We start from the raw sequence: 22636 nt of genomic DNA on the forward strand, positions 1-22636 counted from the left end.
CACAAGCCGAGGAGACCTGACCGGTGAGCGCCGAAGCATCCAACACGCCTGAGATCGACATCCACACGACGGCGGGCAAGCTGGCCGACCTCGAACGACGCATCGACGAGGCGGTTCACTCCGGCTCCGCGAAGGCCATCGAGAAGCAGCACGCCAAGGGCCGCAAGACCGCCCGCGAGCGGATCGAGATGCTCTTCGACGAGGGCTCCTTCGTGGAGATCGACGAGCTGGCGCGGCACCGCTCCACCGCCTTCGGCCTGGAGAAGACCCGCCCCTACGGCGACGGCGTCATCACCGGCTACGGCACCATCGACGGCCGCCAGGTCTGCGTCTTCTCCCAGGACTTCACCGTCTTCGGCGGCTCGCTGGGCGAGGTCTACGGCGAGAAGATCGTCAAGATCATGGACCTGGCGATCAAGACCGGCAGCCCGATCATCGGCATCAACGAGGGTGCCGGCGCGCGGATCCAGGAGGGCGTGGTCTCGCTGGGCCTGTACGGCGAGATCTTCACCCGCAACGTGCACGCCTCGGGCGTCATCCCGCAGATCTCCCTGATCATGGGCAACTGCGCGGGCGGCCACGTGTACTCCCCCGCCGTCACGGACTTCACGATCATGGTCGACGGCACCTCCGCCATGTTCATCACCGGCCCCGACGTGATCAAGACCGTCACCGGCGAGGACGTGTCGATGGAGGAGCTGGGCGGCGCCCGGACCCACAACACCAAGTCCGGCAACGCCCACTACATGGCCTCCGACGAGGAGGACGCCCTGGAGTACGTCAAGGCGCTGCTCTCCTACCTCCCCCAGAACAACCTGGACGAGGGCCACGTCTACGACCAGCCGGCCGACCTCGAGGTCAACGACCTGGACCGGTCGCTGGACACCCTGATCCCGGACTCGCCCAACCAGCCCTACGACATGCACGACGTGATCCGGGCGGTCGTCGACGACGAGGAGTTCCTCGAGGTCCAGGAGCTCTTCGCGCCCAACATCATCGTCGGCTTCGGCCGGGTCGAGGGCCGGCCGGTCGGCGTGGTCGCCAACCAGCCGATGCAGTTCGCCGGCACCCTGGACATCGACGCCTCCGAGAAGGCGGCGCGCTTCGTCCGGTTCTGCGACGCCTTCAACGTGCCGGTCCTCACCTTCGTCGACGTCCCGGGCTTCCTGCCGGGCACCGACCAGGAGTGGGACGGCATCATCCGCCGCGGCGCCAAGCTGATCTACGCCTACGCCGAGGCGACGGTCCCGCTGGTCACCACGATCACCCGCAAGGCCTACGGCGGCGCGTACGACGTGATGGGCTCCAAGCACCTCGGCGCCGACATGAACATCGCCTGGCCGACCGCGCAGATCGCGGTGATGGGCGCCCAGGGTGCGGCCAACATCGTGCACCGCAAGACGCTGAAGGCGATCGAGGACGAGGGCGGCGACGTCGAGGCCAAGCGGGCCGAGCTGATCGACGAGTACGAGACCACCCTGGCCAACCCGTACGTCGCGGCCGAGCGTGGCTACATCGACGCGGTCATCCCGCCGCACGAGACCCGCTCCGAGATCGTCCGGGCGCTGCGCCTGCTCCGCTCGAAGCGGGAGACGCTGCCGGCCAAGAAGCACGGGAACATCCCGCTGTGAGCGAGCAGCCGACGCCCCCGAGCCCCCCGGCCACGCCGGTGCTGCGCGTGGTCAACCCCGACGCGACCCCGGAGGAGGTGGCCGCGCTGGTCGCGGTCTTCTCCGCGCTCGGCGGCGGCGAGGCACCCGCACCCCGGACCCGGCCGTCGTGGTCGGCGCCCGGGCGCCTGGTGCGCACCACGCCGCCGCACGGCCCCGGCGGCTGGCGCGCCAGCGGCCTGCCGCGCTGAGCGTGACCGTTCCGACGCCGCGACGCCGGCTGGTCCTGGCCTCGCAGTCCCCGGCCCGGCTGGCGACGCTGCGCCGGGCCGGGATCGAGCCGGTCGTCGTCGTCTCGGGGGTCGACGAGGACCAGCTGACCGGGCTCGGCCCGGCCGACCTCGCGCTGCGGCTGGCCGAGCTGAAGTGCCGGGCCGTGGTGGGTCGGCCCGAGGTGCCGCAGGGTGCGCTCGTGCTCGGCTGCGACTCGGTGCTCGAGCTCGACGGGGAGGCGCTGGGCAAGCCGGGCACCCCGCAGGAGGCGACCCGGCGCTGGCAGCAGATGCGCGGGCGGAGCGCCGTGCTGCACACCGGCCACTGCCTGGCCGACGCGGGCTCGGGTCGCACGCTGTCGAGGACCGCGAGCACGGTGGTGCACTTCGCCCAGGTGAGCGACGAGGAGATCGCGGCGTACGTCGCCACCGGCGAGCCGCTGCACGTGGCCGGCGCCTTCACCCTCGACGGCTTCGGCGGGGGCTTCGTGACCGGGGTCGAGGGCGACCACCACAACGTGATCGGCGTGAGCCTGCCGGTGCTGCGCGAGCTCGTCGCCGAGGTGGGCGGGTCCTGGACCGACCTCTGGTCAGACCTCTGAGACCTGCTCCGGGACCTGCTCGCGGGTGACGGCGAAGCTGCGCGGGAAGACGTACTGACGCAGCAGCAGGAACCGCACCGACGTCCCGGCGAAGAGCCCGAGCACGTTGGCGGCCAGGTTGTCCGAGACCGGGTCGTCGAGCCCCAGCAGGTTGCGGCTGATCCACAGGAACCCCATGGGGATCGCCATGGTGACCAGGTTGATCACCACGAACGCGGTGCGACCGCCGTCGGTGTGCCGGCTGCTGCGGTTGCGGAAGGCCCAGTCCCGGGTGCCGCGGAAGCTGACCAGCATCCCGACCACGTTGGCCAGGAAGAAGGCCAGCTGCGGGCGGTCGTTGAGCGGCGCGTCGCTGCCCGGGTTGAACCCGTGGACCAGGCCGTTGAAGATCAGCAGCGCCACGGTGGTGGCCACCGCTCCGACGACCAGGAAGCGGGACGCGTCTGCGGCGACCCTCCTCCTTGCGCGTGGCATGAGGAAAAGGGTAAGGGGCGATCGCCGCGGTGTCCGAAACGCCAGCGCTGTGACGCTCCGCGCGTCACCTTCAGGGCTTGACCACGACCACCGGGCAGGGCGCCTCCATCAGCAGGCGGGTGGCGACGCTGCCCATCAGCATCTTGCCCACCTGGGAGCGGTGACGCAGGCCGATCACCAGCGCCTCGGCGCCCACCTCGCGCACCACCATGAGGATCTCCCCCGCGACGTCGGCCCCCATGCTCTGCCGGATCTCGACCGCGACCGGAGCGCAGGAGAGACGTTCCGCCAGCGCGGCCCGGCCGTTGCGTCCGAGGTAGCGCTCGTCGACCAGGGAGTCGCCCCGGGTGGAGTTGACCACCACCAGCGACGTCGACCGTCGTTCCGCCTCGGCCACCCCGGCCTGCAGCGCCGCCTCCCCGTACTGGTTGGGGATGTAGCCCACCACCACGCTCATCTGTGCCTCCTCTGCTCACCCGGAGGTGGGCGTGTGCTCGTCGTCGTGCGGGCTGGGCCCCGGACGCTCCTCCACCGGCTGCGCACCGCCCTCTGCCCGGGGTCGGCGGAGCCTCCCCAGGACCGGCGGCACCACCAGGGCGAGCACGATCAGGACGTAGATGCCCACGGCCAGGGGCTCGTCGACGAGGCCGCTGACGTTGCCGTCCGAGAGGTCCAGGGCCTGCCGCATCCTCTCCTCCATCAACGGCCCGATGATCACCCCGAGGATCAGCGGCAGGATCGGGATGGCGAACCGGCGCACGGCGAAGCCGATCGCCCCGAAGACCAGCAGCAGGGCGACGTCGAAGGCGTCCTGGTTGACCGCGTAGGCCCCGAGGGAGGCGAAGAAGAGGATGCCGGCGTAGAGCTGGGGACGAGGGATCCGCAGCAGCCGTGCCCACAGCGGCGCGAGCGGCAGGTTGATCAGCAGCAGCAGCGTGTTGCCGATCAGCAGGCTGGCCAGCAGGGTCCAGACCAGCTCGGCCTGGTCCTCCATCAGGGTAGGTCCCGGGACGATGCCGTAGACGCGCATGGCCGCGAGCAGGATCGCCGCCGTCGCCGTCACCGGCAGCCCCATCGCAAGGAGCGGCACGAACATGCCGGCCGCGCTCGCGTTGTTGGCCGCCTCCGGCCCGGCGACCCCCTCGATCGCGCCGTGGCCGAACTCCTCCGAGCTGCCCGACCTGCGCGCGAGCCGACGCTCCAGCACGTAGGAGAGGAACGTCGGGGTCTCGGCCCCACCGGCCGGGAGCGCGCCGAAGGGGAACCCCAGCGCGGTGCCGCGCAGCCACGGCCCCCAGGACCTGGACCAGTCCTGCCGCGACATGTAGGGCTGGCCGACGGGGATCACCTCCACCGGGCGCCGGCGCAGGTGGGCGGCGATCCACAGCGCCTCGCCGATCGCGAAGATGCCCACCGCGACCACCACGATGTCCACGCCGTCGGCCAGCTGGAGCAGACCCCCGGTGAGCCGCGCCTGACCGGTGGAGAGGTCGAGGCCCACCAGCCCGATGGTGAGACCGATCGCCAGCCCGATGAAGCCGCGCAGCCTCGACCCGCCCAGCACCGCGGTGACCAGCACCAGCGAGAGCAGCATGATCGCGAAGTAGGACGGCGCGCCGAGCTGCACGGCGATCCGCGCCAGGGGCGGGGTGAAGAAGGCGACCAGCAGCGTGCCGATGGTGCCGGCGACGAACGAGCCGATCGCCGCGGTGGCCAGCGCCTGGGCGGCGCGGCCCTTCTTGGCCATCTTGTTGCCCTCGATCGCCGTCATCACCGAGGCCGACTCACCGGGGGTGTTGAGCAGGATCGACGTGGTGGACCCGCCGTACATCCCGCCGTAGTAGATACCCGCGAAGAGGATGAACGACTGGGTGGCCTCCAGCCCGTAGGTCAGCGGCAGCAGCAGGGCCACGGCCATCGCCGGGCCGATCCCCGGGAGCACCCCGACGAAGGTGCCGAGCAGCACGCCGATCGCGGCGAAGAGCAGGTTCTGCGGGGTCGCGGCGTTGACCAGGCCGTCCAGGAGCAGCTGCAGGGTGTCCATCACAGGATCCCGTCGAGGATGCCGGGACTCAGCGGCACGTCGAGCCCGACGTAGAAGAAGTACCAGCTGCCCACCGACAGCACGGCCCCCACCAGCACGTCGCGCAGCAGGGTGCGCGAGCCCAGCGCCCACGCGCAGCCGGCGAACAGCAGCGCCCCGGTGATCGCCCACCCGAGCACGTCGACCAGCAGCACGTTGAGCACCAGGATGGCCACCAGCTTGGCGAGCGTGAGCCAGTCGGGCGGGCTGGTCAGGTCGACGTCCTCCCCCTCCTCGCCCTGAGCCACGTCACCGCGGGCGGTCGCCACCGCCAGCAGGACGGCGAGCAGGATCATCGCCCCACCGACCACGTAGGGGAAGACGCGCGGGCCCACCGGGTCGCCGAACCCCACGGTCAGGCCGCGCGCGTCGACGACGGTGTAGAGACCCACGAGCGCGAGCACGGCGGCCAGCAGGTACTGCGCCCGGTCGACCTGCCGGGCCTCGGGTGCCGTGCTCGCCATCAGAGCAGCCCCAGCTCCTCCAGGGTCCCGGAGACCCTGGCGTCCTGTTCCTCGATGAAGTCGGCGAACTCCTCGCCGGTCTTGAAGTCGTCGGTCCACCCGTTGACGACCAGCTGCTCCTGCCACTGCGGAGTCGCGTGCATGGTCTCGAGGTAGCCGATCAGCTCCTCGCGGCGGCTTGCGGAGATCTCCGGCGGGGCGAGCACCCCGCGCCAGTTGAGGAAGACCAGGTCGATGCCGGACTCGACCAGGGTCGGCACGTCGGCGAACGTCTCCTGCGGGGAGCGGGCCTCCCCCGAGACCGCCAGGAGCCGCAGCTCGCCGTCGGCCACCTGCCCCTCGAACTCCGCCGGCCCGGAGAACCCCACGTCGATCTTGCTGCCCAGCAGCGCACTGGTCAGCGGACCACCCCCGTCGTACGGCACGTAGTTGACCTGGTTGGGGTCGATCCCCACCTCGTCGGCCAGCTGCATCGGGAAGAGGTGGTCCGGTCCCCCCGGGGAGGACCCGCCGCCGATCGCCAGGGCACCGGGGTCCTCGGTCCAGGCCTCGACCAGGTCGTCCATCGTCCGGAAGGGCGAGTCCGCGGGCACCAGCACCGCCTCGGGCTCGCTCATCAGCTGGGCCAGCGCCGTCCCGTCCTGGACCCCGTAGGCGCTTCCTGCGGAGTACGTCGACCCGACGACGCCCAGCCCGACCGTCATCAGCGTGTGCTCGTCGCCGGCGTTGCCCACCAGGGAGGTCATCGCGCTGGCCCCGCCGGCGCCGATCACGTTCTGCACGGTGAAGCTGCCGCCAGTGACGTCGTTGTCCTCCATCGCCGACACCGCAGCCCGACCGGTCTGGTCGTAACCGCCGCCCGGGCTGTTCGGGATGATCATCAGCAGGTCGCGGCTCTCCTCCCCGCGGGTCACCCCGCAGGCCGCGAGCGGCCAGCACACGAGCAGCAGTGCGGCGGCGGCGACGCGGTCACCGCGTCGCGCCGCCTGGAGACCCGGACTCCGTGACACAGGTCACACTGTGCCCCTCGTGAGCCGCGCTGTCGAGCACGGCCCGGGGCGCCCGGTCACTCAACTCACTCCACGGGCAGGCCGAGCCCCCGGGCGATCAGCATCCGCTGCACCTCCGAGGTGCCCTCGCCGATCTCGAGCACCTTGGCGTCGCGGTAGAACCGGGCCACCGGGTACTCCTCCATGAAGCCGTAGCCGCCGAAGACCTGGGTGGCGATCCGGGTGGCGCTCACCGCCGACTCGGTGGCGTAGAGCTTCGCCACGGCAGCAGCCTGCTTGAACTGCGCGGTGCTCACCGGGCCGCCGGCGTCCATCGCGTCCTTCATCGCCGCGGCGCGGTAGGTCAGCATCCGGGAGGCGTCGAGCATCACCTGGAGGTCGGCGATCTGGAAGGCCACGCCCTGCTTGCGTCCGATCGGGCCGCCGAAGGTCTGCCGCTCGCCGGCGTAGGCCAGGGTGAGGTCGAGGCAGGCCTGGAGGCAGCCCACGGCCAGGGCGGCGATCGCCACCCGCCCGTCGTCGAGGGTGGCCAGGAACTGGGCGTAGCCGCGACCGCGCTCGCCCAGCAGATTCTCCTCCGGGACCCGGGCGTCCTCGAAGGCGAGGGGGTGGGTGTCCGAGGCGTGCCAGCCGAGCTTGTCGTAGGCCTTCTCGGCGGTGAAGCCGGGCGTGCCCGCCGGCACCATGATCGTGGAGATCTCCGGGCGGCCGTCGCCGCGGTCGCCGGTCCGGGCGGTGACGGTGACCAGGCTGGTGATCGCCGAGCCGGAGTTGGTGATGAACTGCTTGGCCCCGTTGACCACCCACTGGCCCTCGACCAGCTCGGCGCGGGTGCGGGTGGCGCCCGCGTCGGAGCCCGCGCCCGGCTCGGTCAGCCCGAAGCCGGCGAGCTTCTGGCCCGCGACCAGGTCGGGGAGCCACTGCTTCTTCTGCTCCTCGGTGCCGAAGGTGAGGATGGGGTTGATCCCCAGCCCGACCGCCGCCTCCAGGGTGATCCCCATCGACTGGTCGACCCGGCCGATCTCCTCGATCGCCAGGCACAGGCTGGTGAACCCGCCGTCCTCGCCGGACATGCCGGCCCCGCCGAACTCCTCGGGCGCGGTGAGGCCCATCAGGCCCAGGGCACCCATCTTCTGCACCACATCGGTCGGGAAGTGGTGCTCGCGGTCCCACTGCGCGGCGTGCGGGGCGATCTCCGCCTCGGCGAAGTCTCGGACGCTGCGACGGAACTCTTCGTGCTCGCGGGACAGTTCGAAGCTCATGGACCGATGCTAGCCCAGAGGTTAATGAATGTTAACCGCTTTCGCGTCGACCGCTGACCGGGCCCGTGCGTCCGCGCCGCAGACCCCCAGCCACCGTGTCCCGAGGGGGAGGTAACCTGCCCCCGTTCGTTACCCCTCGGCAACAGGAGCCCGGAGTGAGCTTGCAGAAGGTCCTCATCGCCAATCGCGGCGAGATCGCGGTCCGCGTCATCCGCGCAGCGAAGGACGCCGGAATCGGCTCGGTCGCCGTCTACGCCGACCCCGACCGCGACGCCCTGTTCGTCCGGCTCGCCGACGAGGCGTACAGCCTGGGCGGCGCCACCCCGGCCGACTCCTACCTCGACATCGACAAGATCATCGCGGTGGCCAAGGAGTCCGGCGCCGACTCGGTCCACCCCGGCTACGGCTTCCTCGCCGAGAACGCCCAGTTCGCCCAGGCCGTCCTCGACGCCGGGCTGATCTGGATCGGCCCCTCCCCCGAGGCGATCGACGCCCTGGGCGACAAGGCCAAGGCCAAGCAGATCGCACAGAAGGCCAACGCACCGCTGGCCCCCGGCACCAAGGAGCCGGTCAAGGACGCCGACGAGATCGTCGAGTTCGCCAAGGCCAACGGCCTTCCCGTCGCCATCAAGGCGGTCTTCGGCGGCGGCGGCCGCGGCCTCAAGGTCGCCCGCACGCTGGAGGAGATCCCCGAGCTCTTCGAGTCCGCCGTCCGCGAGGCCGTCGGCGCCTTCGGCCGGGGCGAGTGCCTGGTGGAGAAGTTCCTCGACCGGCCGCGCCACGTCGAGACCCAGTGCCTGGCCGACCAGCACGGCAACGTGGTGGTCATCTCCACCCGCGACTGCTCGCTGCAGCGCCGCCACCAGAAGCTGGTCGAGGAGGCGCCCGCGCCGTTCCTCACCGAGGACCAGGTGACCCGTCTCTACGAGTCCTCCAAGGCCATCCTCCGCGAGGCGGGCTACGTCGGCGCCGGCACCTGCGAGTTCCTGGTCGCCGCCGACGGGACCATCTCCTTCCTCGAGGTCAACACCCGCCTCCAGGTCGAGCACTGCGTCTCCGAGGAGGTCACGGGCATCGACCTGGTGCGCGAGATGTTCCGGATCGCCGCCGGCGAGGAGCTCGGCTACGACGACCCCGAGGTCCGCGGCCACTCGATCGAGTTTCGGATCAACGCCGAGGACGCGGGCCGCAACTTCATGCCCGCCCCCGGCACCCTGACCGAGTGGGCGCCGCCCAGCGGCCCGGGCGTCCGCCTCGACGGCGGCTACGAGAAGGGCGAGACCATCCCCGGCTCGTTCGACTCCCTGATCGCCAAGCTGATCGTCAGCGGCCGCGACCGCACCCAGGCGATCGAGCGCTCCCGGCGCGCGCTGGCCGAGTTCACCGTCGACGGCATGCCCACGGTCATCCCGTTCCACCGCGCGGTGCTGGAGGACCCGGCGTACGTCGGCGCCTCCACCCCGAGCGGCGAGGGCTCCTTCGAGGTCTACACCACCTGGATCGAGACCGACTTCGACAACCAGATCGAGCCGTACGCCGGCGACTCCGCCGAGGCGGAGGAGGCCGGTGAGCGGCAGAAGGTGACCGTCGAGGTCGGCGGCCGCCGGCTCGAGGTCGTCCTCCCGGCCGGGCTCTCGGGCCTGGGTGGCGGCGCCGCCGCCGGTGCGGCCAAGAAGCCCAAGCGCGCGGCCGGCAAGAAGGCCACCGCGGCTGCCTCCGGCGACTCGGTGACCAGCCCGATGCAGGGCACCGTGGTGAAGATCGCCGTCGAGGAGGGTCAGGAGGTCGCCGAGGGCGACGTCGTGGTCGTCATCGAGGCGATGAAGATGGAGCAGCCGCTCAAGGCGCACAAGGCCGGCACCGTGACCAGCCTCGCCGCCGAGGTGGGCGCCACCGTCACCAGCGGTGCGGTGATCTGCGAGATCAAGGACTGACGAGTCCGCAGGATCGATCCCAGCGCCCGCGCGTGCCGACCGGCACCGCGGGCGCTGTGGCGTCCAGCCGGCGCGCGAGCTACCAGCTGCCGCGCAGGGTCGCCTGGAAGACGTCCAGGGTGAACCAGCTCGACTTCAGCCCGAGCGCGCTGCGCACCTGGTCGCCGGTGACCTCCACCGAGCCGGCGGTGCCGGTCAGGGTCATCCGCGAGACCCGGCCGCCCCACTCGCCGTTGCCGTCGCGCGCGGTGATCGTGACCGTCTGCAGGGAGCCCACGGCCGGCCAGGCCGACTCCAGCTTCTCCACGCCCATGGTCACCGACCAGGTGTGGTTCGGGTTACCCGCCCAGCCGTCGTACGGGTCGGCCTGCGCGGCCAGGTAGGGCCGCGAGCCGGCCGAGCTCCACCCGCCGTTGCTCGAGGCGAACTGGGTGAACGCCGGTGCGCCGTCCGCGGTGAGCACCTGTCCGGCGGTCGCGGTCACCGCGGCGGTCGCCAGCGGGTGCTCGGCGGACTTGCCGCCGTAGACCTGGCAGGCGGTGGTGTCACAGATCTGGTAGTGCCGCGCCAGCGGTTGGGCCCGCTCGAAGGCCGCGTAGCTGCGGGCGGCCACGGCCTGGGAGCGCACCGCCTCCGGGTTCCACGAGGCGGGGATCTCCAGCGGGACGACCCCCTTGAGGTAGTTCTCCAGCGAGACCACGTTGACGGTGTCGCGCTGCTTGCTCCCCGGCGTCGGGGAGGCGGCGCGGAGCTTGCCGCGGTAGGTCGTGCGCCCGCTCGGGGTGACCAGGGTGAGCCCGCCCGGAGCGGCCAGCTCGCCGTCGCCGGAGAACGTCTTCCAGCGCTTCCAGGAGCCTCGGTCGCGCCACTGCACGATCGTCTTGTTGTTGCGCCGGTTGGTGGTCAGCCGCCACTGTCCCGTGGTCCGGTTCGGCAGCTTCCAGCGCTTCTTGGTGGCCAGGTTCTTCACCGTGGTGCCGGGCTTCGCGACGACGACCACGTCGTCGGTGGTGTCGGCGGTCAGGTGCACCCGCACCTTGCCGGTGGCCGTGCCCCACTGCGTGCCCGGGTAGTAGAACTCCATGATCTGCTGGTGGGTGAGCCCGGCGCGAGCGGCGCCCTCGGCGCCGTACTGCGACATGCCGTGCCCGTGGCCGTACCCCTTGCCGAGCACCCGGATCGCCGCCGCACCCTGCACCGACCACATGTCCTGGGGGTTGGCCACCGGGGCCGGCGTCCCCTTCGCCGCGGTCGCCGCCGGCACCCCGAGGGGCACCAGCACCAGCGCGGCCGCCAGCGCGGCGGCACGAGCAGGGACGTGCAGGACGGGACGCAGACGCATGAGGAGCGGTCACCTTCGTTCGGCCGGAATGGATGGGTCTCCTGTGACGACAGGGAAGCACGTGCCATGGGGGCAGACAATCGGAACCCCCGAACTACCGGTCTGTAGTTCGGTCGCCCTGCGCTGCGCGCAGGCGCAGCGACTACCGTCTTGTCATGTTCAACAAGGTGCTGGTGGCCAACCGTGGCGAGATCGCGATCCGCGCCTTCCGCGCGGCCAACGAGGTGGGGGCCCGCACGGTCGCGGTCTATCCGTACGAGGACCGCTGGTCCGAGCACCGGCTGCGGGCCGACGAGGCGTACGAGATCGGCGAGCGCGGGCACCCGGTGCGGGCCTACCTCGACCCCGACGCGATCGTCGAGGCGGCGCTGCGCGCCGGCGCCGACGCGGTCTACCCCGGCTACGGCTTCCTCTCGGAGAACCCCCGGCTGGCGGAGGCCTGCGCGGACGCCGGCCTGACCTTCGTCGGGCCCTCCGCGGAGGTGCTGACCCTGACCGGCAACAAGTCCCGGGCGATCGCGGCGGCCAAGGCCGCCGGGGTGCCCACCCTGGCCGGGGTGGCGCCCTCCACGGACGTGGACGAGCTGCTCGCCGCCGCCGAGGCGATCCCCTTCCCGCTCTTCGTCAAGGCCGTGGCCGGCGGTGGCGGGCGGGGCATGCGCCGGGTGGCCGCTCCGAGCGACCTGCGGGCGGCGATCGAGGCGTGCATGCGCGAGGCCGAGGGCGCGTTCGGCGACGGCACCGTCTTCGTCGAGCAGGCCGTGGTCGACCCGCGCCACATCGAGGTGCAGGTCCTGGCCGACTCCCAAGGACAGGTGATGCACCTGTTCGAGCGCGACTGCTCGGTGCAGCGCCGCCACCAGAAGGTGGTCGAGATCGCGCCCGCGCCCGGGCTGGACCCGGCGCTGCGCGAGCAGATGTGCGCCGACGCGGTCCGCTTCGCCCGGGAGATCGGCTACCGCAACGCCGGCACGGTCGAGTTCCTGCTGAACCCGGACGGCGACTACGTCTTCATCGAGATGAACCCGCGGATCCAGGTCGAGCACACGGTGACCGAGGAGGTCACCGACGTCGACCTGGTGCAGTCGCAGCTGCGGATCGCGGCGGGCGAGACCCTCGAGGACCTGGGCCTGAGCCAGGAGACGCTGGTGCTGCGGGGGGCGGCGCTGCAGTGCCGGATCACCACCGAGGACCCGGCCAACGACTTCCGCCCCGACACCGGGAAGATCACCACCTACCGCTCCCCCGGCGGCGCCGGCGTGCGGCTGGACGGCGGCACCACCTACACCGGCGCCGAGGTGAGCGCCCACTTCGACTCGATGCTGGCCAAGCTCACCTGTCGCGGACGCACCTACGAGCTCGCGGTGCAGAAGGCCCGCCGGGCGCTGGCGGAGTTCCGGATCCGCGGGGTCACGACCAACCTGGCCTTCCTCCAGGCCGTGCTCGGGGACGACGACTTCCTGGCCGGGCGGGTGACCACCTCGTTCATCGAGGAGCACCCCTCCTTGCTCTCCGCGCACGCCGACGCCGACCGCGGGAGCGCGCTGCTGGCGCACCTGGCCGACGTCACCGTCAACCAGCCGTACGGCGCCAGCCCGGTGGAGGTGGACCCGGCGACCAAGCTGCCCGCGGTCGACCTCTCCGTGCCGGCACCCGACGGCACCCGGCAGCAGCTGCTCCAGCTCGGGCCCGAGGAGTTCGCCGCCCGGCTGCGCGCCCAGCGCGAGGTGGCGGTCACCGACACCACCTTCCGTGACGCCCACCAGTCGCTGCTCGCCACCCGGGTGCGCACCCGCGACCTGGTGCAGGTCGCCGGGCACGTGGCCCGGCTGACCCCCTCGCTGTGGTCGGTGGAGGCCTGGGGCGGGGCGACGTACGACGTGGCGTTGCGCTTCCTCGGCGAGGACCCCTGGGACCGGCTGGCCGAGCTGCGCCAGGCGCTGCCCAACCTGTGCCTGCAGATGCTCCTGCGCGGCCGCAACACGGTCGGCTACACGCCGTACCCCACCGAGGTGACCGACGCCTTCGTCGCCGAGGCCGCACGCACCGGGATCGACGTCTTCCGGATCTTCGACGCGCTCAACGACGTGGACCAGATGCGCCCGGCGATCGACGCGGTGCGGGCCACCGGGAGCACGGTCGCCGAGGTGGCGATGTGCTACACCGGCGACCTGTCGAGCCCCGAGGAGCGGATCTACACCCTCGACTACTACCTGCGGCTGGCCGAGCGGATCGTGGACGCCGGGGCGCACGTGCTGGCGATCAAGGACATGGCCGGCCTGCTGCGGGCACCCGCTGCGCGCACCCTGGTGACGGCGCTGCGCGAGCGGTTCGACCTGCCGGTGCACCTGCACACCCACGACACCCCCGGCGGGCAGCTGGCCACCCTGCTGGCGGCGATCGACGCCGGCGTGGACGCGGTCGACGCCGCGGCGGCGCCGATGTCGGGGACGACCTCGCAGCCCTCGCTCTCCGCGCTGGTCTCCGCGACCGACCACTCCGAGCGGGAGACCGGCCTCTCGCTGGCGGCGGTCTGCAGCCTGGAGCCCTACTGGGAGGCGACCCGGCGGCTCTACGCCCCGTTCGAGTCCGGGATCCCCTCGCCCACCGGCCGTGTGTACACCCACGAGATCCCCGGCGGGCAGCTCTCCAACCTGCGCCAGCAGGCGATCGCGCTGGGCCTCGGAGAGAAGTTCGAGCAGATCGAGGACATGTACGCCGCGGCGAACGACATCCTCGGCAACATCGTCAAGGTGACGCCCTCCTCCAAGGTGGTCGGCGACCTGGCCCTCCAGCTCGTGGCCGTGGGCGCGGACCCCGCGGAGTTCGCCGAGGACCCGGGTCGCTTCGACATCCCCGACTCGGTCGTCGGCTTCCTGCACGGCGAGCTCGGGGACCCGCCCGGCGGGTGGCCCGAGCCGTTCCGCAGCCGCGCGCTGGAGGGGCGTACCTGGAAGAAGCCCGCCGAGAGCCTCACCGACGAGCAGCGCGAGGGCCTGGCCCGCAAGCCCCGCGAGACCCTCAACGAGCTGCTCTTCCCCGGCCCGACCGCCGAGTTCCGCAAGCGCCGCGACGCCTTCGGCGATCTCTCGGTGCTGCCCACCCGCGGCTGGCTCTACGGCCTCGAGCAGGGCGAGGAGCTCGAGGTCGACCTGGCCCAGGGCAAGAGCGTGCTCTTCGGCCTGCAGGCCATCGGCGACCCCGACGAGCGCGGCTACCGCACGGTGATGGCGACCCTGCACGGCCAGCTGCGCCCGGTGAGCGTGCTGGACCGCAGCGTCTCCGCCGACGTGGAGCCCACGGAGAAGGCCGACCCCGGGGTGCCGGGCCAGGTGGCGGCCCCCTTCCAGGGCGCGGTCACGGTGCTGGTCGCCGCCGGCGACCAGGTCGCGGCCGGCGACACCGTGGCGACCATCGAGGCGATGAAGATGGAGGCCGCGATCACCGCCCCCACCGCCGGCCGGGTGGCCCGGGTGGTGGTCGGCCAGACCCGGCACGTGGAGGGTGGGGACCTGCTGCTGGTCCTCGAGTAGCGATCCCCGCACAGCCGGGGATCGCGCGGGTTGGCGCGCGTTGCACCACGTGCCAACCCCACGAAGACGTCACGAAGTCCGCGCTGGTCCCAGTCTGCTCAGTCCCACGACGTACGCCGGGACTTCTTCGTCTCCGACCGGCGCTTCTTCGCCCCCAGCCGGCGCTCCACCGCCCCCCGGGTGGGGCGGGTCCGGCGGCGCGCCTTCGGCGGCACCACCGCCTCGGCCACCAGCTCCTCCAGCCGGGCCCGGGCCGCCTCGCGATTGCGGTGCTGGGAGCGGTACGTCGAGGAGGCGACCGTCAGCGTGCCGTCCACCAGCCGGCCGCCCAACCGCCGGGCGGCGAGCTCCTTCTGCGCCGGCGTCAGCGCCGCGGTCTCGGCCAGCGACCAGCTCAGCTCGACCCGGGTGTCGGAGGTGTTGACGTGCTGCCCGCCGGGCCCCGAGGAGCGGGAGAACCGCCAGCTCAGCTCACTGTCGTCGATCTGGACCCGAGGCACACGCGTCATGGTGGCACCAGTATGCGTCCGCGCCGCTGACACCCGTCGGGGGCCGGGGTGGTCATTGCATAAAGTGGCCGCATGAAGGCCCTCCTCCTCGAGAACATCCACCCCAGCGCAGTCGCGGCGCTCGAGCGCCGAGGGGTCGAGGTCGAGCTGCGTCCCGGCTCCCTCTCCGAGCTCGAGCTGGTGGCCGCGCTGGAGGGCGTCAGCCTGCTGGGGATCCGCTCCAACACCCGCGTCACCCAGACCGTCCTGGACGCCGCACCGCAGCTGCTGGCCATCGGCTGCTTCTGCATCGGCACCAACCAGGTCGACCTCGCCGCCGCCACCGAGCGCGGCGTCGCGGTCTTCAACGCGCCGTACTCCAACACCCGCAGCGTCGTGGAGCTGGTGATCGGCGAGATCATCGCCCTGGCCCGCCGCCTGCCGGAGAAGCTGCAGCGGATGCACGACGGCGTCTGGGACAAGTCCGCGCGCGGCAGCCACGAGGTCCGGGGGCGCACCCTGGGCATCATCGGCTACGGCAACATCGGCACCCAGCTCTCCAACCTGGCCGAGGCGCTGGGCCTGCGCGTGGTCTTCTACGACACCGCCGACCGTCCCGCGCACGGCAACGCCCAGCGGATGAACAGCCTGGAGGAGCTGCTGGAGGTCGCGGACGTCGTCAGCCTGCACGTGGACGGCCGCCCCGGCAACGAGGGCTTCTTCGGCGCCGAGCAGTTCGCCGCGATGAAGCCGCGCTCGCTGTTCATCAACGCCTCCCGCGGCATGGTCGTCGACGACCACGCGCTGCGCGACCACCTGCTGTCGGGCCACATCGCCGGGGCGGCGCTCGACGTCTTCCCGGTCGAGCCGAAGGCGCAGGGCGACCCGTTCGAGTCGGTGCTGCGCGGCTTGGACAACGTCATCCTCACCCCGCACGTGGGTGGCTCCACCCAGGAGGCGCAGGAGGAGATCGGCCGGTTCGTGGCGGGCAAGCTCTCCGGCTTCGCCTTCGAGGGCACCACCACCTTGTCGGTCAACCTGCCCGAGGTGAAGATGCCGTCGCTGACCGGGCACCGGATCGGGATCCTGCACCACAACGTGCCCGGCGTGCTGGCCGGGTTCAACGCCCTGCTCGCCGCCGAGGGCGACAACATCCTCGGTCAGCAGCTCGCCACCCGCGGGCCGGTCGGCTACGTCGTCACCGACGCGGCCGGCGACCTCTCCCCCACGTCGTTGCAGCAGCTGCGCGACTCCGAGCACTCGCTCTGGGTCCGCACCTGGTAGCAGCCGGAGACGGGGCGACGGCCACGCCGTCGCCCCGTCCCGCGCAGTGACCGGAGAGCCGCCGCCCTCAGAAGCGGTGCAGCCGCCGTGCGGCCTCGGCGACCGAGCCGCTCATCGACGGGTAGACCGTGAACGCGTGCGCCAGCATGTCGGCGGTCAACGACTCCGCCACGGCGAGCGAGACCGGGTGGATCAGCTCGCTGGCCCGCGGCCCCACCACCACGCCACCGACCACGATGCCGGTGCCGGGACGGCAGAAGAGCTTGACGAAGCCGTCCTTGACGCCCTGCATCTTGGCCCGGGCGTTGCCGGCCAGCGGCAGGGTCACCACCTCGGCCTCGATCTCGCCGTTGTCGACCGCCTGCTGCGACCAGCCGACGGTGGCGATCTCGGGGGCGGTGAAGACGTTGGAGGAGACCTTCTTCAGGTCCAGCGGGGCCACGGCGTCGCCGAGGAAGTGCCACATCGCGATCCGGCCCTGCATCGCCGCGACCGAGGCGAGCATCAGCACGCCGGTGCAGTCACCGGCCGCGTAGACGCCGCGCGCCGAGGTGCGCGAGACCCGGTCGACCTTGATGAAGCCGCCCTCGTCGACCCGGACGCCGGCCTCCTCCAGACCCAGGTCGTGGGTCTTCGGCACCGAGCCGAGGGCCAGCACGCAGTGGGAGGCCTCGACGGTGCGCCCGTCGGTGAGGGTGACCGTGACCCGGTCCCCGGTCCGGGTGACCGACTCCATCCGCGACTTCGACAGCACGTTCATGCCACGCCGTACGGCGACCTGCTCGAGCACCGCGGACGCGTCGGCGTCCTCGCCGGGCAGCACCCGGTCGCGGGAGGAGACCAGGGTGACCGGGATGCCCAGCGCCAGGTAGGCGGAGGCGAACTCGGCGCCGGTGACCCCGGAGCCCACCACGACCAGGCTCTCGGGCACCTCGGTCAGGTCGTAGACCTGCTCCCAGGTGAGGATCCGCTCGCCGTCGGGCTGCGCGGAGGGCAGCGTGCGCGGCGCGGCGCCGGTGGCGACCAGCACCGCGTCGGCGGCCAGGGTCTCCGACCCGCCGTCGGCGAGCTCGACCACGACCTGCTGGGGGCCGCTCAACCGGCCGCGGCCGCGCACCACCCGGACGCCGTCGCGCTCGAGGCGCCGCTGGATGTCCGCGGACTGCTGGGCGGCGAGCTCCTTGACCCGGGCGTTGACCCGGGCCAGGTCGACCACGACCCGGGCGGCCTGGTCGCCCTCGGGGTCGACGAAGCTGACGCCGAGCTCGGCGGCGTCCTCGACCTCGGTCATCACCTCGGCGGTGGCGATCAGGGTCTTGGACGGGACACAGTCGGTGATGACCGCGGACCCGCCGATCCCGTCGGAGTCCACGATCGTCACCTCGGCGCCCAGCTGGGCCGCGACGTGCGCGGCCTCGTAGCCGCCGGGGCCGCCGCCGATGATGACGACGCGGTCGGTGCTGGGGTTGTTGCTGCTCATCGTCAGAAGTTGATCATGTGGCCGGCGATGCCGTGCACGGCTTCCTTGACCGCCTCCGACAGGGTCGGGTGCGCGAAGACGTTGCGCGAGACCTCGTCCGCGGTCAGGTCCCACTGCTGGGCCAGGGTGAGGACCGGCAGCTGCTCGGTCACGTCCGGACCGATCATGTGGGCGCCGAGGATCTCGTTGTACTTCGCGTCCGCGACGACCTTGACGAAGCCGACGGGCTCGCCGAGGCCCTGGGCCTTGCCGTTGGCGCTGAACGGGAAGGTCGCCGTCTTGACGTCGTACCCCTTCTCCTTGGCCTGGGCCTCGGAGTAGCCGAACGAGCCGATCTGCGGCTGGCAGTAGGTGGCCCGCGGGATCATGTCGAAGTTGATCTCCATGGTCTCGGCCCCGGCGATCGTCTCCGCGGCCACGATGCCCATCGCCTCGGCCACGTGGGCCAGCATCATCTTGCCGGTCACGTCGCCGATCGCGTAGACGTTCTCCACGTTGGTACGCCCGCGCTCGTCGATGGCGATCGCGCCGCGCTCGGTGGTCTCCACGCCGATCGCCTCGAGGCCGTAGCCCTCCAGGCGCGGGGCGAAGCCGAAGGCGGCGAGCATCTTGTCGGCCTCCAGCACCTGGGAGTCGCCGCCGGCCGCCGGGCTGACGGTGACCCGCACGCCGGAGCCGGTGTCCTCCACGTTGTCGACCTTGGTGGAGAGCATGACCTTCACGCCGAGCTTCTTGTAGTGCTTGAGCAGCTCCTTGGAGATGTCGGCGTCCTCGCTGGGCACCATCCGGTCCAGGAACTCCACGATGGTGACGTCGACGCCGAAGTTCTTCATCACGTAGGCGAACTCGACGCCGATCGCGCCGGACCCGCCGATGATGATCGAGGACGGCAGCTGCTCGTCGAGGATCTGCTCCTCGTAGGTGACGACGTTCTTGCTGACCTCCATGCCCGGGAGCATCCGCACGGTCGCGCCGGTGGCGATGATCAGGTTGTCGAAGGTGAGCTGCTGCGTCGAGCCGTCGTCGCCCGCGACGTCCATCGAGGTCGCCGACGTCAGGGTGCCCCAGCCGTCGATCTCCTTGATCTTGTTCTTCTTCATCAGGAAGTGGACGCCCTTGACGATCCCGGCGCTCACCTGGCGGGAGCGCTTGTGCGTCGGGCCGTACGACATCGTGGCGTCGCCCTCGATGCCGTACTTGGCCTTCTCGTGGGTCAGCGTGTGGGCGAGCTCGGCGTTCTTGAGCAGCGCCTTGGACGGGATGCAGCCGACGTTGAGGCACACCCCTCCCCAGTACTGCTTCTCGACCACCGCCACGGACTTGCCCAGCTGGGCGGCGCGAATGGCAGCGACGTACCCACCAGGGCCGGCACCGAGGACAACGACGTCGAAGTGTGCGGAGTCAGTCACGGACCCCACCCTAGGCTGCGCCCGGTGGGCGGCGTAACCCGGCTCTGGGCGCGGTAGCCTGCGGTCCGTGACGCTGTACGCCGCCTACGGGACCAACCTCGATCCGGCCCGCATGGGCGAGCGCTGTCCCCACTCCCCGCTGCGCTCCACCGGCTGGCTCACCGGGTGGCGGCTGACGTTCGGCGGCGAGGAGCACGGGTGGGACGGGGCGCTGGCCACGATCGTCGAGGACCCGGACGAGCAGGTGTTCGTCGCCGTCTACGACGTGACCGACGAGGACGTGGTGCTGCTCGACGGCTGGGAGTCCGCCGACACCGGGCTCTACCGCAAGACCCGGGTCCGGGTGCACACGCTGTCGGGCGAGGTCACCGCGTGGGCCTACGTGCTGGACTCCTGGGAGGGCGGGCTGCCCAGCGCCTCCTACCTCGGGGTGCTCGCGGACGCCGCCGAGTCGGCCGGGGCGCCCGACGACTACGTCTCGGCGCTGCGCCGCCGGACCTGCCGGTCCACCGGGCTCTGAGCCGACCGCCGCTCAGAAGTTCAGGCGTACGTCGAGCTCGTCGCGCGTCATCCCGCCCGCGAACAGCAGGTCCGCGGCCAGCGAGCGGATCTGGGAGACCACCGCGGCCCGGTTGAGGGTCATCCGGTCGGTCAGCGACTCCATCGCGAGCCGCACCGCCTCGACCAGATTCTCCTCGGCGTCCTGAGGCAGCCCGGGCGCGGCGAAGTCGGACTCGAAGATCCGTACGCCGCGGCTCAGCGCCTCCACCGAGGCGGTCATCGACGGCGAGCACCGCTCCCCCATCCGCAGCATCGAGGAGAGCCGGCGGGCCAGCACCCGGGCGTCGCGGATCGCGTTGTCGACGTCGGTCAGGGCGCCGGCGTACCTCGCCACCTCGGGACGCTGCCGCCAGCGCACGGGCGACATCGCCGCCACCTCGGCGACGTTGGCGGCCGTGTTCTGCGCGGCGGTGACCCGCTCCTGCAGGCCACGGGCCCGGGCCAGCGTCGTCTCCGCGGCGCCCGGGTCGCCGGCGCGCATGGCCACGGCCAGCTCGTCGAGGATCCCCGCCAGCTCGGTGAGCAGCGGCCGGACCTCGCGGCCGAGGTCGCGGGTGGGGTTGCGCGGCAGCAGCAGCACCATCGCCAGCCCGCACAGACCGCCCACCAGGGCGTCGAGGAACCGGGTCACCGCCGGGTCGGAGGCCCCGACGGCCGGTACCACGGCGGCCATCAGCACCCCGGAGTTGGCGGCCTGGGTGATCGCCACGCCGCGCAGCCCGGCGAAGAGCGCCGAGCTGGTGGCCAGCACGACCACCAGTGCGAGCTGCCAGGCGCCGCGGCCGATCGCCAGGATCAGCAGCTCGCCCACCAGCACCCCGACGGCCACGCCGAGCACCAGCTCCAGCAGCATCCGCTGCCGCAGCCCCGCCCCGGCGACCAGCACGATCACCGCCGCGATCGGGGCGAAGAAGGCCTGCTGGTGGCCGAGCAGGTGCGTGGCGATGGCGTAGGCGCCGGCGGTCGCAGCCGCGAGCCGGAGCAGCTGGCGCCAGCGCCGGGCGACCGCCCGGCACCGGTCGGTCAGGGTCAGCCGGGGCTGGATGCCGGCGGCGCGCAGCACCCGATGGTGCACCGAGGCACGCGAGTCCTCGGTCATGGCTGCCTCCCCGGAGCGAAGCGGTGCGTCATGGCCACAAGCCTGCACCACCCGGGAGTGGCCCGACCAACGAGCCGCTGCCTAGGATCGGCAGGTGACCCAGACCGATCCCTTCGCCCTGGCCTCCGAGGCCGCCCAGACGCTGCGCGACCTGACCGGTGTGCAGACCCACGACGTCGCCCTGGTGCTGGGCTCGGGCTGGTTGCCCGCGGTCGACGCCCTGGGCCCTGCCACCGCCGAGATCGCCACCACCGACCTGCCCGGCTTCCACGCTGCCGGCGTGGCCGGGCACTCGGGCCGGATCCGCAGCATCGAGGTCGCCGGGCGGCACGTGCTGGTCTTCCTCTCCCGCACCCACTTCTACGAGGGCAAGGGGGTGCGCGCGGTCGTGCACCCGGTGCGGACGGCCGCGGCCGCCGGCTGCCGGACGATCGTGCTGACCAACGGTTGCGGCGGCCTGCGCGAGACCTGGGCCCCGGGTACGCCGGTGCTGATCAAGGACCACATCAACCTCACCGCCACCTCGCCGCTCGAGGGCGCCACCTTCATCGACCTCACCGACCTCTACTCCAGCCGACTGCGCGAGCTGTGCCGCGAGGTCGACCCGAGCCTGGACGAGGGGGTCTACGTGCAGTTCCCCGGCCCCCACTACGAGACGCCGGCCGAGATCGGGATGGTCCGGGCGATCGGCGGCGACCTGGTCGGGATGAGCACCACCCTCGAGGCGATCGCGGCCCGCGAGGCGGGGATGGAGGTGCTGGGCATCAGCCTGGTTACCAACGCCGCCGCCGGGATCAGCGGCGAGCCGCTCAACCACGAGGAGGTGCTCGAGGCCGGCCGCTCCGCCGCCAGCCGGATGGGCGCCCTGCTCGGCGACCTCGTGCCGAGGATCTGATGCGAGTCCTGGTCACCGGCGCGGCCGGCTCGATCGGCCGGGTGCTGGTGCCCGGGCTGCTGGCTGCGGGCCACGAGGTCGTCGGCCTCGACATCGTGCCCGTGCCCGAGGGGGCCGACGTGCCCTGGCACACCGCGGACTGCACCGACCCCGACGCGGTCGACGCGGTCTTCGCCGCCCAGCCGCTGGACGCCGTGGTGCACCTGGCCGGCCACCCCGACGAGCTGGACCTCGCGGGCTCCCTGACCTCGCACGTGGTGACCACGGCCGCCCTGCTGGACGCGATGGTCGCCCACGACGTCCGGCGGCTGGTCTATGCCTCCAGCAACCACGCCGTCGGGCGCACCCCGCGCACCGACTGCGTCGAGGTCACCGCGCGGCCCCGGCCCGACACCTTCTACGGCGTCGGCAAGGTGGCGGCCGAGGCGGTGATGAGCCTCTACGCCGACCGCTACGGCCTGGACGCCGTGGCCTGCCGGATCGGCTCGTTCCTCCCCCGGCCGACCACCGCCCGGCACCTGTCGACGTGGCTCTCCCACGACGACTGCGTGCGGATGGTCGAGGCCGCGCTCACCACGCAGGCCCCCGGCTTCGCGGTGCTCTACGGCATCTCCGCGAACACCGACGCCTGGTGGGACCTCGAGCCCGGCCGCGCCCTGGGTTATGCGCCGCAGGACGACGCAGCGGCGTACGTCGACGAGATCGGCCCGCGCCCCGAGGACCCCGCGGAGGCGGCGTACGTCGGTGGCCCGTTCGCCGGCGAGGAGTTCTGGCGCCCGGCGCTCTCCCGTCCCTGAGCCTTCTTGGTGGGCTCGCGGATTCCCCGCACAGCCG

Annotated in this window: 20 protein-coding genes; 9 read left to right on the plus strand and 11 right to left on the minus strand. The window is 72.1% G+C overall.

What is annotated here, in order from left to right; all coding sequences use genetic code 11:
- The first annotated feature begins 23 nt into the window (after positions 1 to 23).
- The 3 genes from H8838_RS14305 to H8838_RS14315 are packed head-to-tail and all read left to right on the plus strand — an operon-like array spanning position 24 to position 2484.
- On the plus strand, positions 24 to 1631 hold the full coding sequence (locus H8838_RS14305; RefSeq protein WP_181312236.1) for an acyl-CoA carboxylase subunit beta: 1608 nt from the start codon (positions 24 to 26) through the stop codon (positions 1629 to 1631).
- Positions 1628 to 1861 (plus strand): acyl-CoA carboxylase subunit epsilon, encoded by a 234-nt coding sequence (locus tag H8838_RS14310; RefSeq protein WP_181312235.1) that lies wholly within the window; start codon positions 1628 to 1630, stop codon positions 1859 to 1861. Before H8838_RS14305 ends, H8838_RS14310 begins: the two co-directional genes overlap by 4 nt.
- Before the next feature lie 2 nt (positions 1862 to 1863).
- Complete coding sequence (locus tag H8838_RS14315; protein ID WP_185995656.1) at positions 1864 to 2484, plus strand: Maf family protein; 621 nt, start codon at positions 1864 to 1866, stop codon at positions 2482 to 2484.
- Here H8838_RS14315 and H8838_RS14320 read toward each other — a convergent pair.
- The 6 genes from H8838_RS14320 to H8838_RS14345 all read right to left on the minus strand — a co-directional run bounded on the left by H8838_RS14320 (position 2473) and on the right by H8838_RS14345 (position 7777).
- Positions 2473 to 2958, minus strand: a complete 486-nt coding sequence (locus H8838_RS14320; RefSeq protein ID WP_181312233.1) for a GtrA family protein — start codon at positions 2956 to 2958, stop codon at positions 2473 to 2475. The genes H8838_RS14315 and H8838_RS14320 overlap by 12 nt on opposite strands.
- Before the next feature lie 70 nt (positions 2959 to 3028).
- Complete coding sequence (locus H8838_RS14325; RefSeq protein ID WP_185995655.1) at positions 3029 to 3415, minus strand: universal stress protein; 387 nt, start codon at positions 3413 to 3415, stop codon at positions 3029 to 3031.
- A 15-nt stretch (positions 3416 to 3430) separates the two neighbouring features.
- The gene (locus H8838_RS14330; RefSeq protein ID WP_185995654.1) at positions 3431 to 5002 is read right to left on the minus strand and encodes a tripartite tricarboxylate transporter permease; all 1572 of its coding nucleotides are present in this window, start codon (positions 5000 to 5002) and stop codon (positions 3431 to 3433) included.
- Positions 5002 to 5505, minus strand: coding sequence for a tripartite tricarboxylate transporter TctB family protein (locus H8838_RS14335; RefSeq protein ID WP_181312230.1), 504 nt, complete (start codon positions 5503 to 5505; stop codon positions 5002 to 5004). Before H8838_RS14335 ends, H8838_RS14330 begins: the two co-directional genes overlap by 1 nt.
- Positions 5505 to 6515: a Bug family tripartite tricarboxylate transporter substrate binding protein gene (locus tag H8838_RS14340; RefSeq protein WP_224766150.1), complete on the minus strand. Its 1011-nt coding sequence runs from the start codon at positions 6513 to 6515 to the stop codon at positions 5505 to 5507. The genes H8838_RS14335 and H8838_RS14340 overlap by 1 nt, the downstream gene beginning before the upstream one ends.
- A gap of 65 nt (positions 6516 to 6580) precedes the next feature.
- On the minus strand, positions 6581 to 7777 hold the full coding sequence (locus H8838_RS14345; RefSeq protein WP_185995653.1) for an acyl-CoA dehydrogenase family protein: 1197 nt from the start codon (positions 7775 to 7777) through the stop codon (positions 6581 to 6583).
- Positions 7778 to 7932: 155 nt separating this feature from the next.
- Between H8838_RS14345 and H8838_RS14350 the strand changes: the two genes are divergently transcribed.
- Complete coding sequence (locus H8838_RS14350; protein WP_224766151.1) at positions 7933 to 9711, plus strand: acetyl/propionyl/methylcrotonyl-CoA carboxylase subunit alpha; 1779 nt, start codon at positions 7933 to 7935, stop codon at positions 9709 to 9711.
- 79 nt (positions 9712 to 9790) lie between these two features.
- On the opposite strand, the gene H8838_RS14355 is transcribed toward H8838_RS14350, so the two are convergent.
- Positions 9791 to 11053, minus strand: a complete 1263-nt coding sequence (locus tag H8838_RS14355; protein ID WP_185995652.1) for a SpoIID/LytB domain-containing protein — start codon at positions 11051 to 11053, stop codon at positions 9791 to 9793.
- 155 nt (positions 11054 to 11208) lie between these two features.
- On the opposite strand from H8838_RS14355, the gene H8838_RS14360 reads away from it, so the two are divergent.
- A complete protein-coding gene (locus H8838_RS14360) occupies positions 11209 to 14586 on the plus strand; it encodes a pyruvate carboxylase (protein WP_185995651.1) in 3378 nt (1125 codons plus the stop codon).
- A 98-nt stretch (positions 14587 to 14684) separates the two neighbouring features.
- On the opposite strand, the gene arfB is transcribed toward H8838_RS14360, so the two are convergent.
- Entirely contained in the window at positions 14685 to 15095 is a 411-nt protein-coding gene (gene arfB / locus H8838_RS14365) for an alternative ribosome rescue aminoacyl-tRNA hydrolase ArfB (RefSeq protein ID WP_185995650.1), read from the minus strand.
- A gap of 72 nt (positions 15096 to 15167) precedes the next feature.
- Here arfB and serA point away from each other — a divergent pair, with 72 nt between their 5' ends.
- Entirely contained in the window at positions 15168 to 16358 is a 1191-nt protein-coding gene (serA, locus tag H8838_RS14370; protein ID WP_181312225.1) for a phosphoglycerate dehydrogenase, read from the plus strand.
- Between the two features lie 67 nt (positions 16359 to 16425).
- On the opposite strand, the gene H8838_RS14375 is transcribed toward serA, so the two are convergent.
- Positions 16426 to 17838 (minus strand): NAD(P)H-quinone dehydrogenase, encoded by a 1413-nt coding sequence (locus H8838_RS14375; protein ID WP_181312224.1) that lies wholly within the window; start codon positions 17836 to 17838, stop codon positions 16426 to 16428.
- 2 nt (positions 17839 to 17840) lie between these two features.
- Positions 17841 to 19247: a dihydrolipoyl dehydrogenase gene (gene lpdA / locus H8838_RS14380; protein ID WP_181312223.1), complete on the minus strand. Its 1407-nt coding sequence runs from the start codon at positions 19245 to 19247 to the stop codon at positions 17841 to 17843.
- A 67-nt stretch (positions 19248 to 19314) separates the two neighbouring features.
- Here lpdA and H8838_RS14385 point away from each other — a divergent pair, with 67 nt between their 5' ends.
- Positions 19315 to 19767 carry a gamma-glutamylcyclotransferase gene (locus H8838_RS14385; protein ID WP_181312222.1) on the plus strand — a complete coding sequence of 151 codons (453 nt, stop codon included), beginning with the start codon at positions 19315 to 19317 and terminating at the stop codon, positions 19765 to 19767.
- Positions 19768 to 19779: 12 nt separating this feature from the next.
- Here H8838_RS14385 and H8838_RS14390 read toward each other — a convergent pair whose 3' ends face one another.
- Positions 19780 to 20907 (minus strand): FUSC family protein, encoded by a 1128-nt coding sequence (locus tag H8838_RS14390; RefSeq protein WP_181312221.1) that lies wholly within the window; start codon positions 20905 to 20907, stop codon positions 19780 to 19782.
- Positions 20908 to 21001: 94 nt separating this feature from the next.
- Between H8838_RS14390 and H8838_RS14395 the strand changes: the two genes are divergently transcribed.
- Positions 21002 to 21802 (plus strand): purine-nucleoside phosphorylase, encoded by an 801-nt coding sequence (locus H8838_RS14395; protein ID WP_181312220.1) that lies wholly within the window; start codon positions 21002 to 21004, stop codon positions 21800 to 21802.
- Positions 21802 to 22599, plus strand: coding sequence for an NAD-dependent epimerase/dehydratase family protein (locus tag H8838_RS14400; RefSeq protein WP_185995649.1), 798 nt, complete (start codon positions 21802 to 21804; stop codon positions 22597 to 22599). The genes H8838_RS14395 and H8838_RS14400 overlap by 1 nt, the downstream gene beginning before the upstream one ends.
- Positions 22600 to 22636 lie beyond the last annotated feature (37 nt).

It is taken from the genome of Nocardioides campestrisoli, assembly GCF_013624435.2.
Lineage (GTDB): Bacteria > Actinomycetota > Actinomycetes > Propionibacteriales > Nocardioidaceae > Nocardioides > Nocardioides campestrisoli.

Bases quoted from the DNA above. Each gene is read 5' to 3' on its own strand.
- H8838_RS14360 (WP_185995651.1), top strand. From the start codon at position 11,209: ATGTTCAACAAGGTGCTGGTGGCCAACCGTGGCGAGATCGCGATCCGC.
- arfB (WP_185995650.1), bottom strand. From the start codon at position 15,095: ATGACGCGTGTGCCTCGGGTCCAGATCGACGACAGTGAGCTGAGCTGG.
- H8838_RS14335 (WP_181312230.1), bottom strand. From the start codon at position 5,505: ATGGCGAGCACGGCACCCGAGGCCCGGCAGGTCGACCGGGCGCAGTAC.
- H8838_RS14345 (WP_185995653.1), bottom strand. From the start codon at position 7,777: ATGAGCTTCGAACTGTCCCGCGAGCACGAAGAGTTCCGTCGCAGCGTC.
- H8838_RS14400 (WP_185995649.1), top strand. From the start codon at position 21,802: ATGCGAGTCCTGGTCACCGGCGCGGCCGGCTCGATCGGCCGGGTGCTG.
- H8838_RS14330 (WP_185995654.1), bottom strand. From the start codon at position 5,002: ATGGACACCCTGCAGCTGCTCCTGGACGGCCTGGTCAACGCCGCGACC.
- H8838_RS14355 (WP_185995652.1), bottom strand. From the start codon at position 11,053: ATGCGTCTGCGTCCCGTCCTGCACGTCCCTGCTCGTGCCGCCGCGCTG.
- H8838_RS14325 (WP_185995655.1), bottom strand. From the start codon at position 3,415: ATGAGCGTGGTGGTGGGCTACATCCCCAACCAGTACGGGGAGGCGGCG.
- H8838_RS14320 (WP_181312233.1), bottom strand. From the start codon at position 2,958: ATGCCACGCGCAAGGAGGAGGGTCGCCGCAGACGCGTCCCGCTTCCTG.
- serA (WP_181312225.1), top strand. From the start codon at position 15,168: ATGAAGGCCCTCCTCCTCGAGAACATCCACCCCAGCGCAGTCGCGGCG.
- H8838_RS14390 (WP_181312221.1), bottom strand. From the start codon at position 20,907: ATGACCGAGGACTCGCGTGCCTCGGTGCACCATCGGGTGCTGCGCGCC.
- H8838_RS14375 (WP_181312224.1), bottom strand. From the start codon at position 17,838: ATGAGCAGCAACAACCCCAGCACCGACCGCGTCGTCATCATCGGCGGC.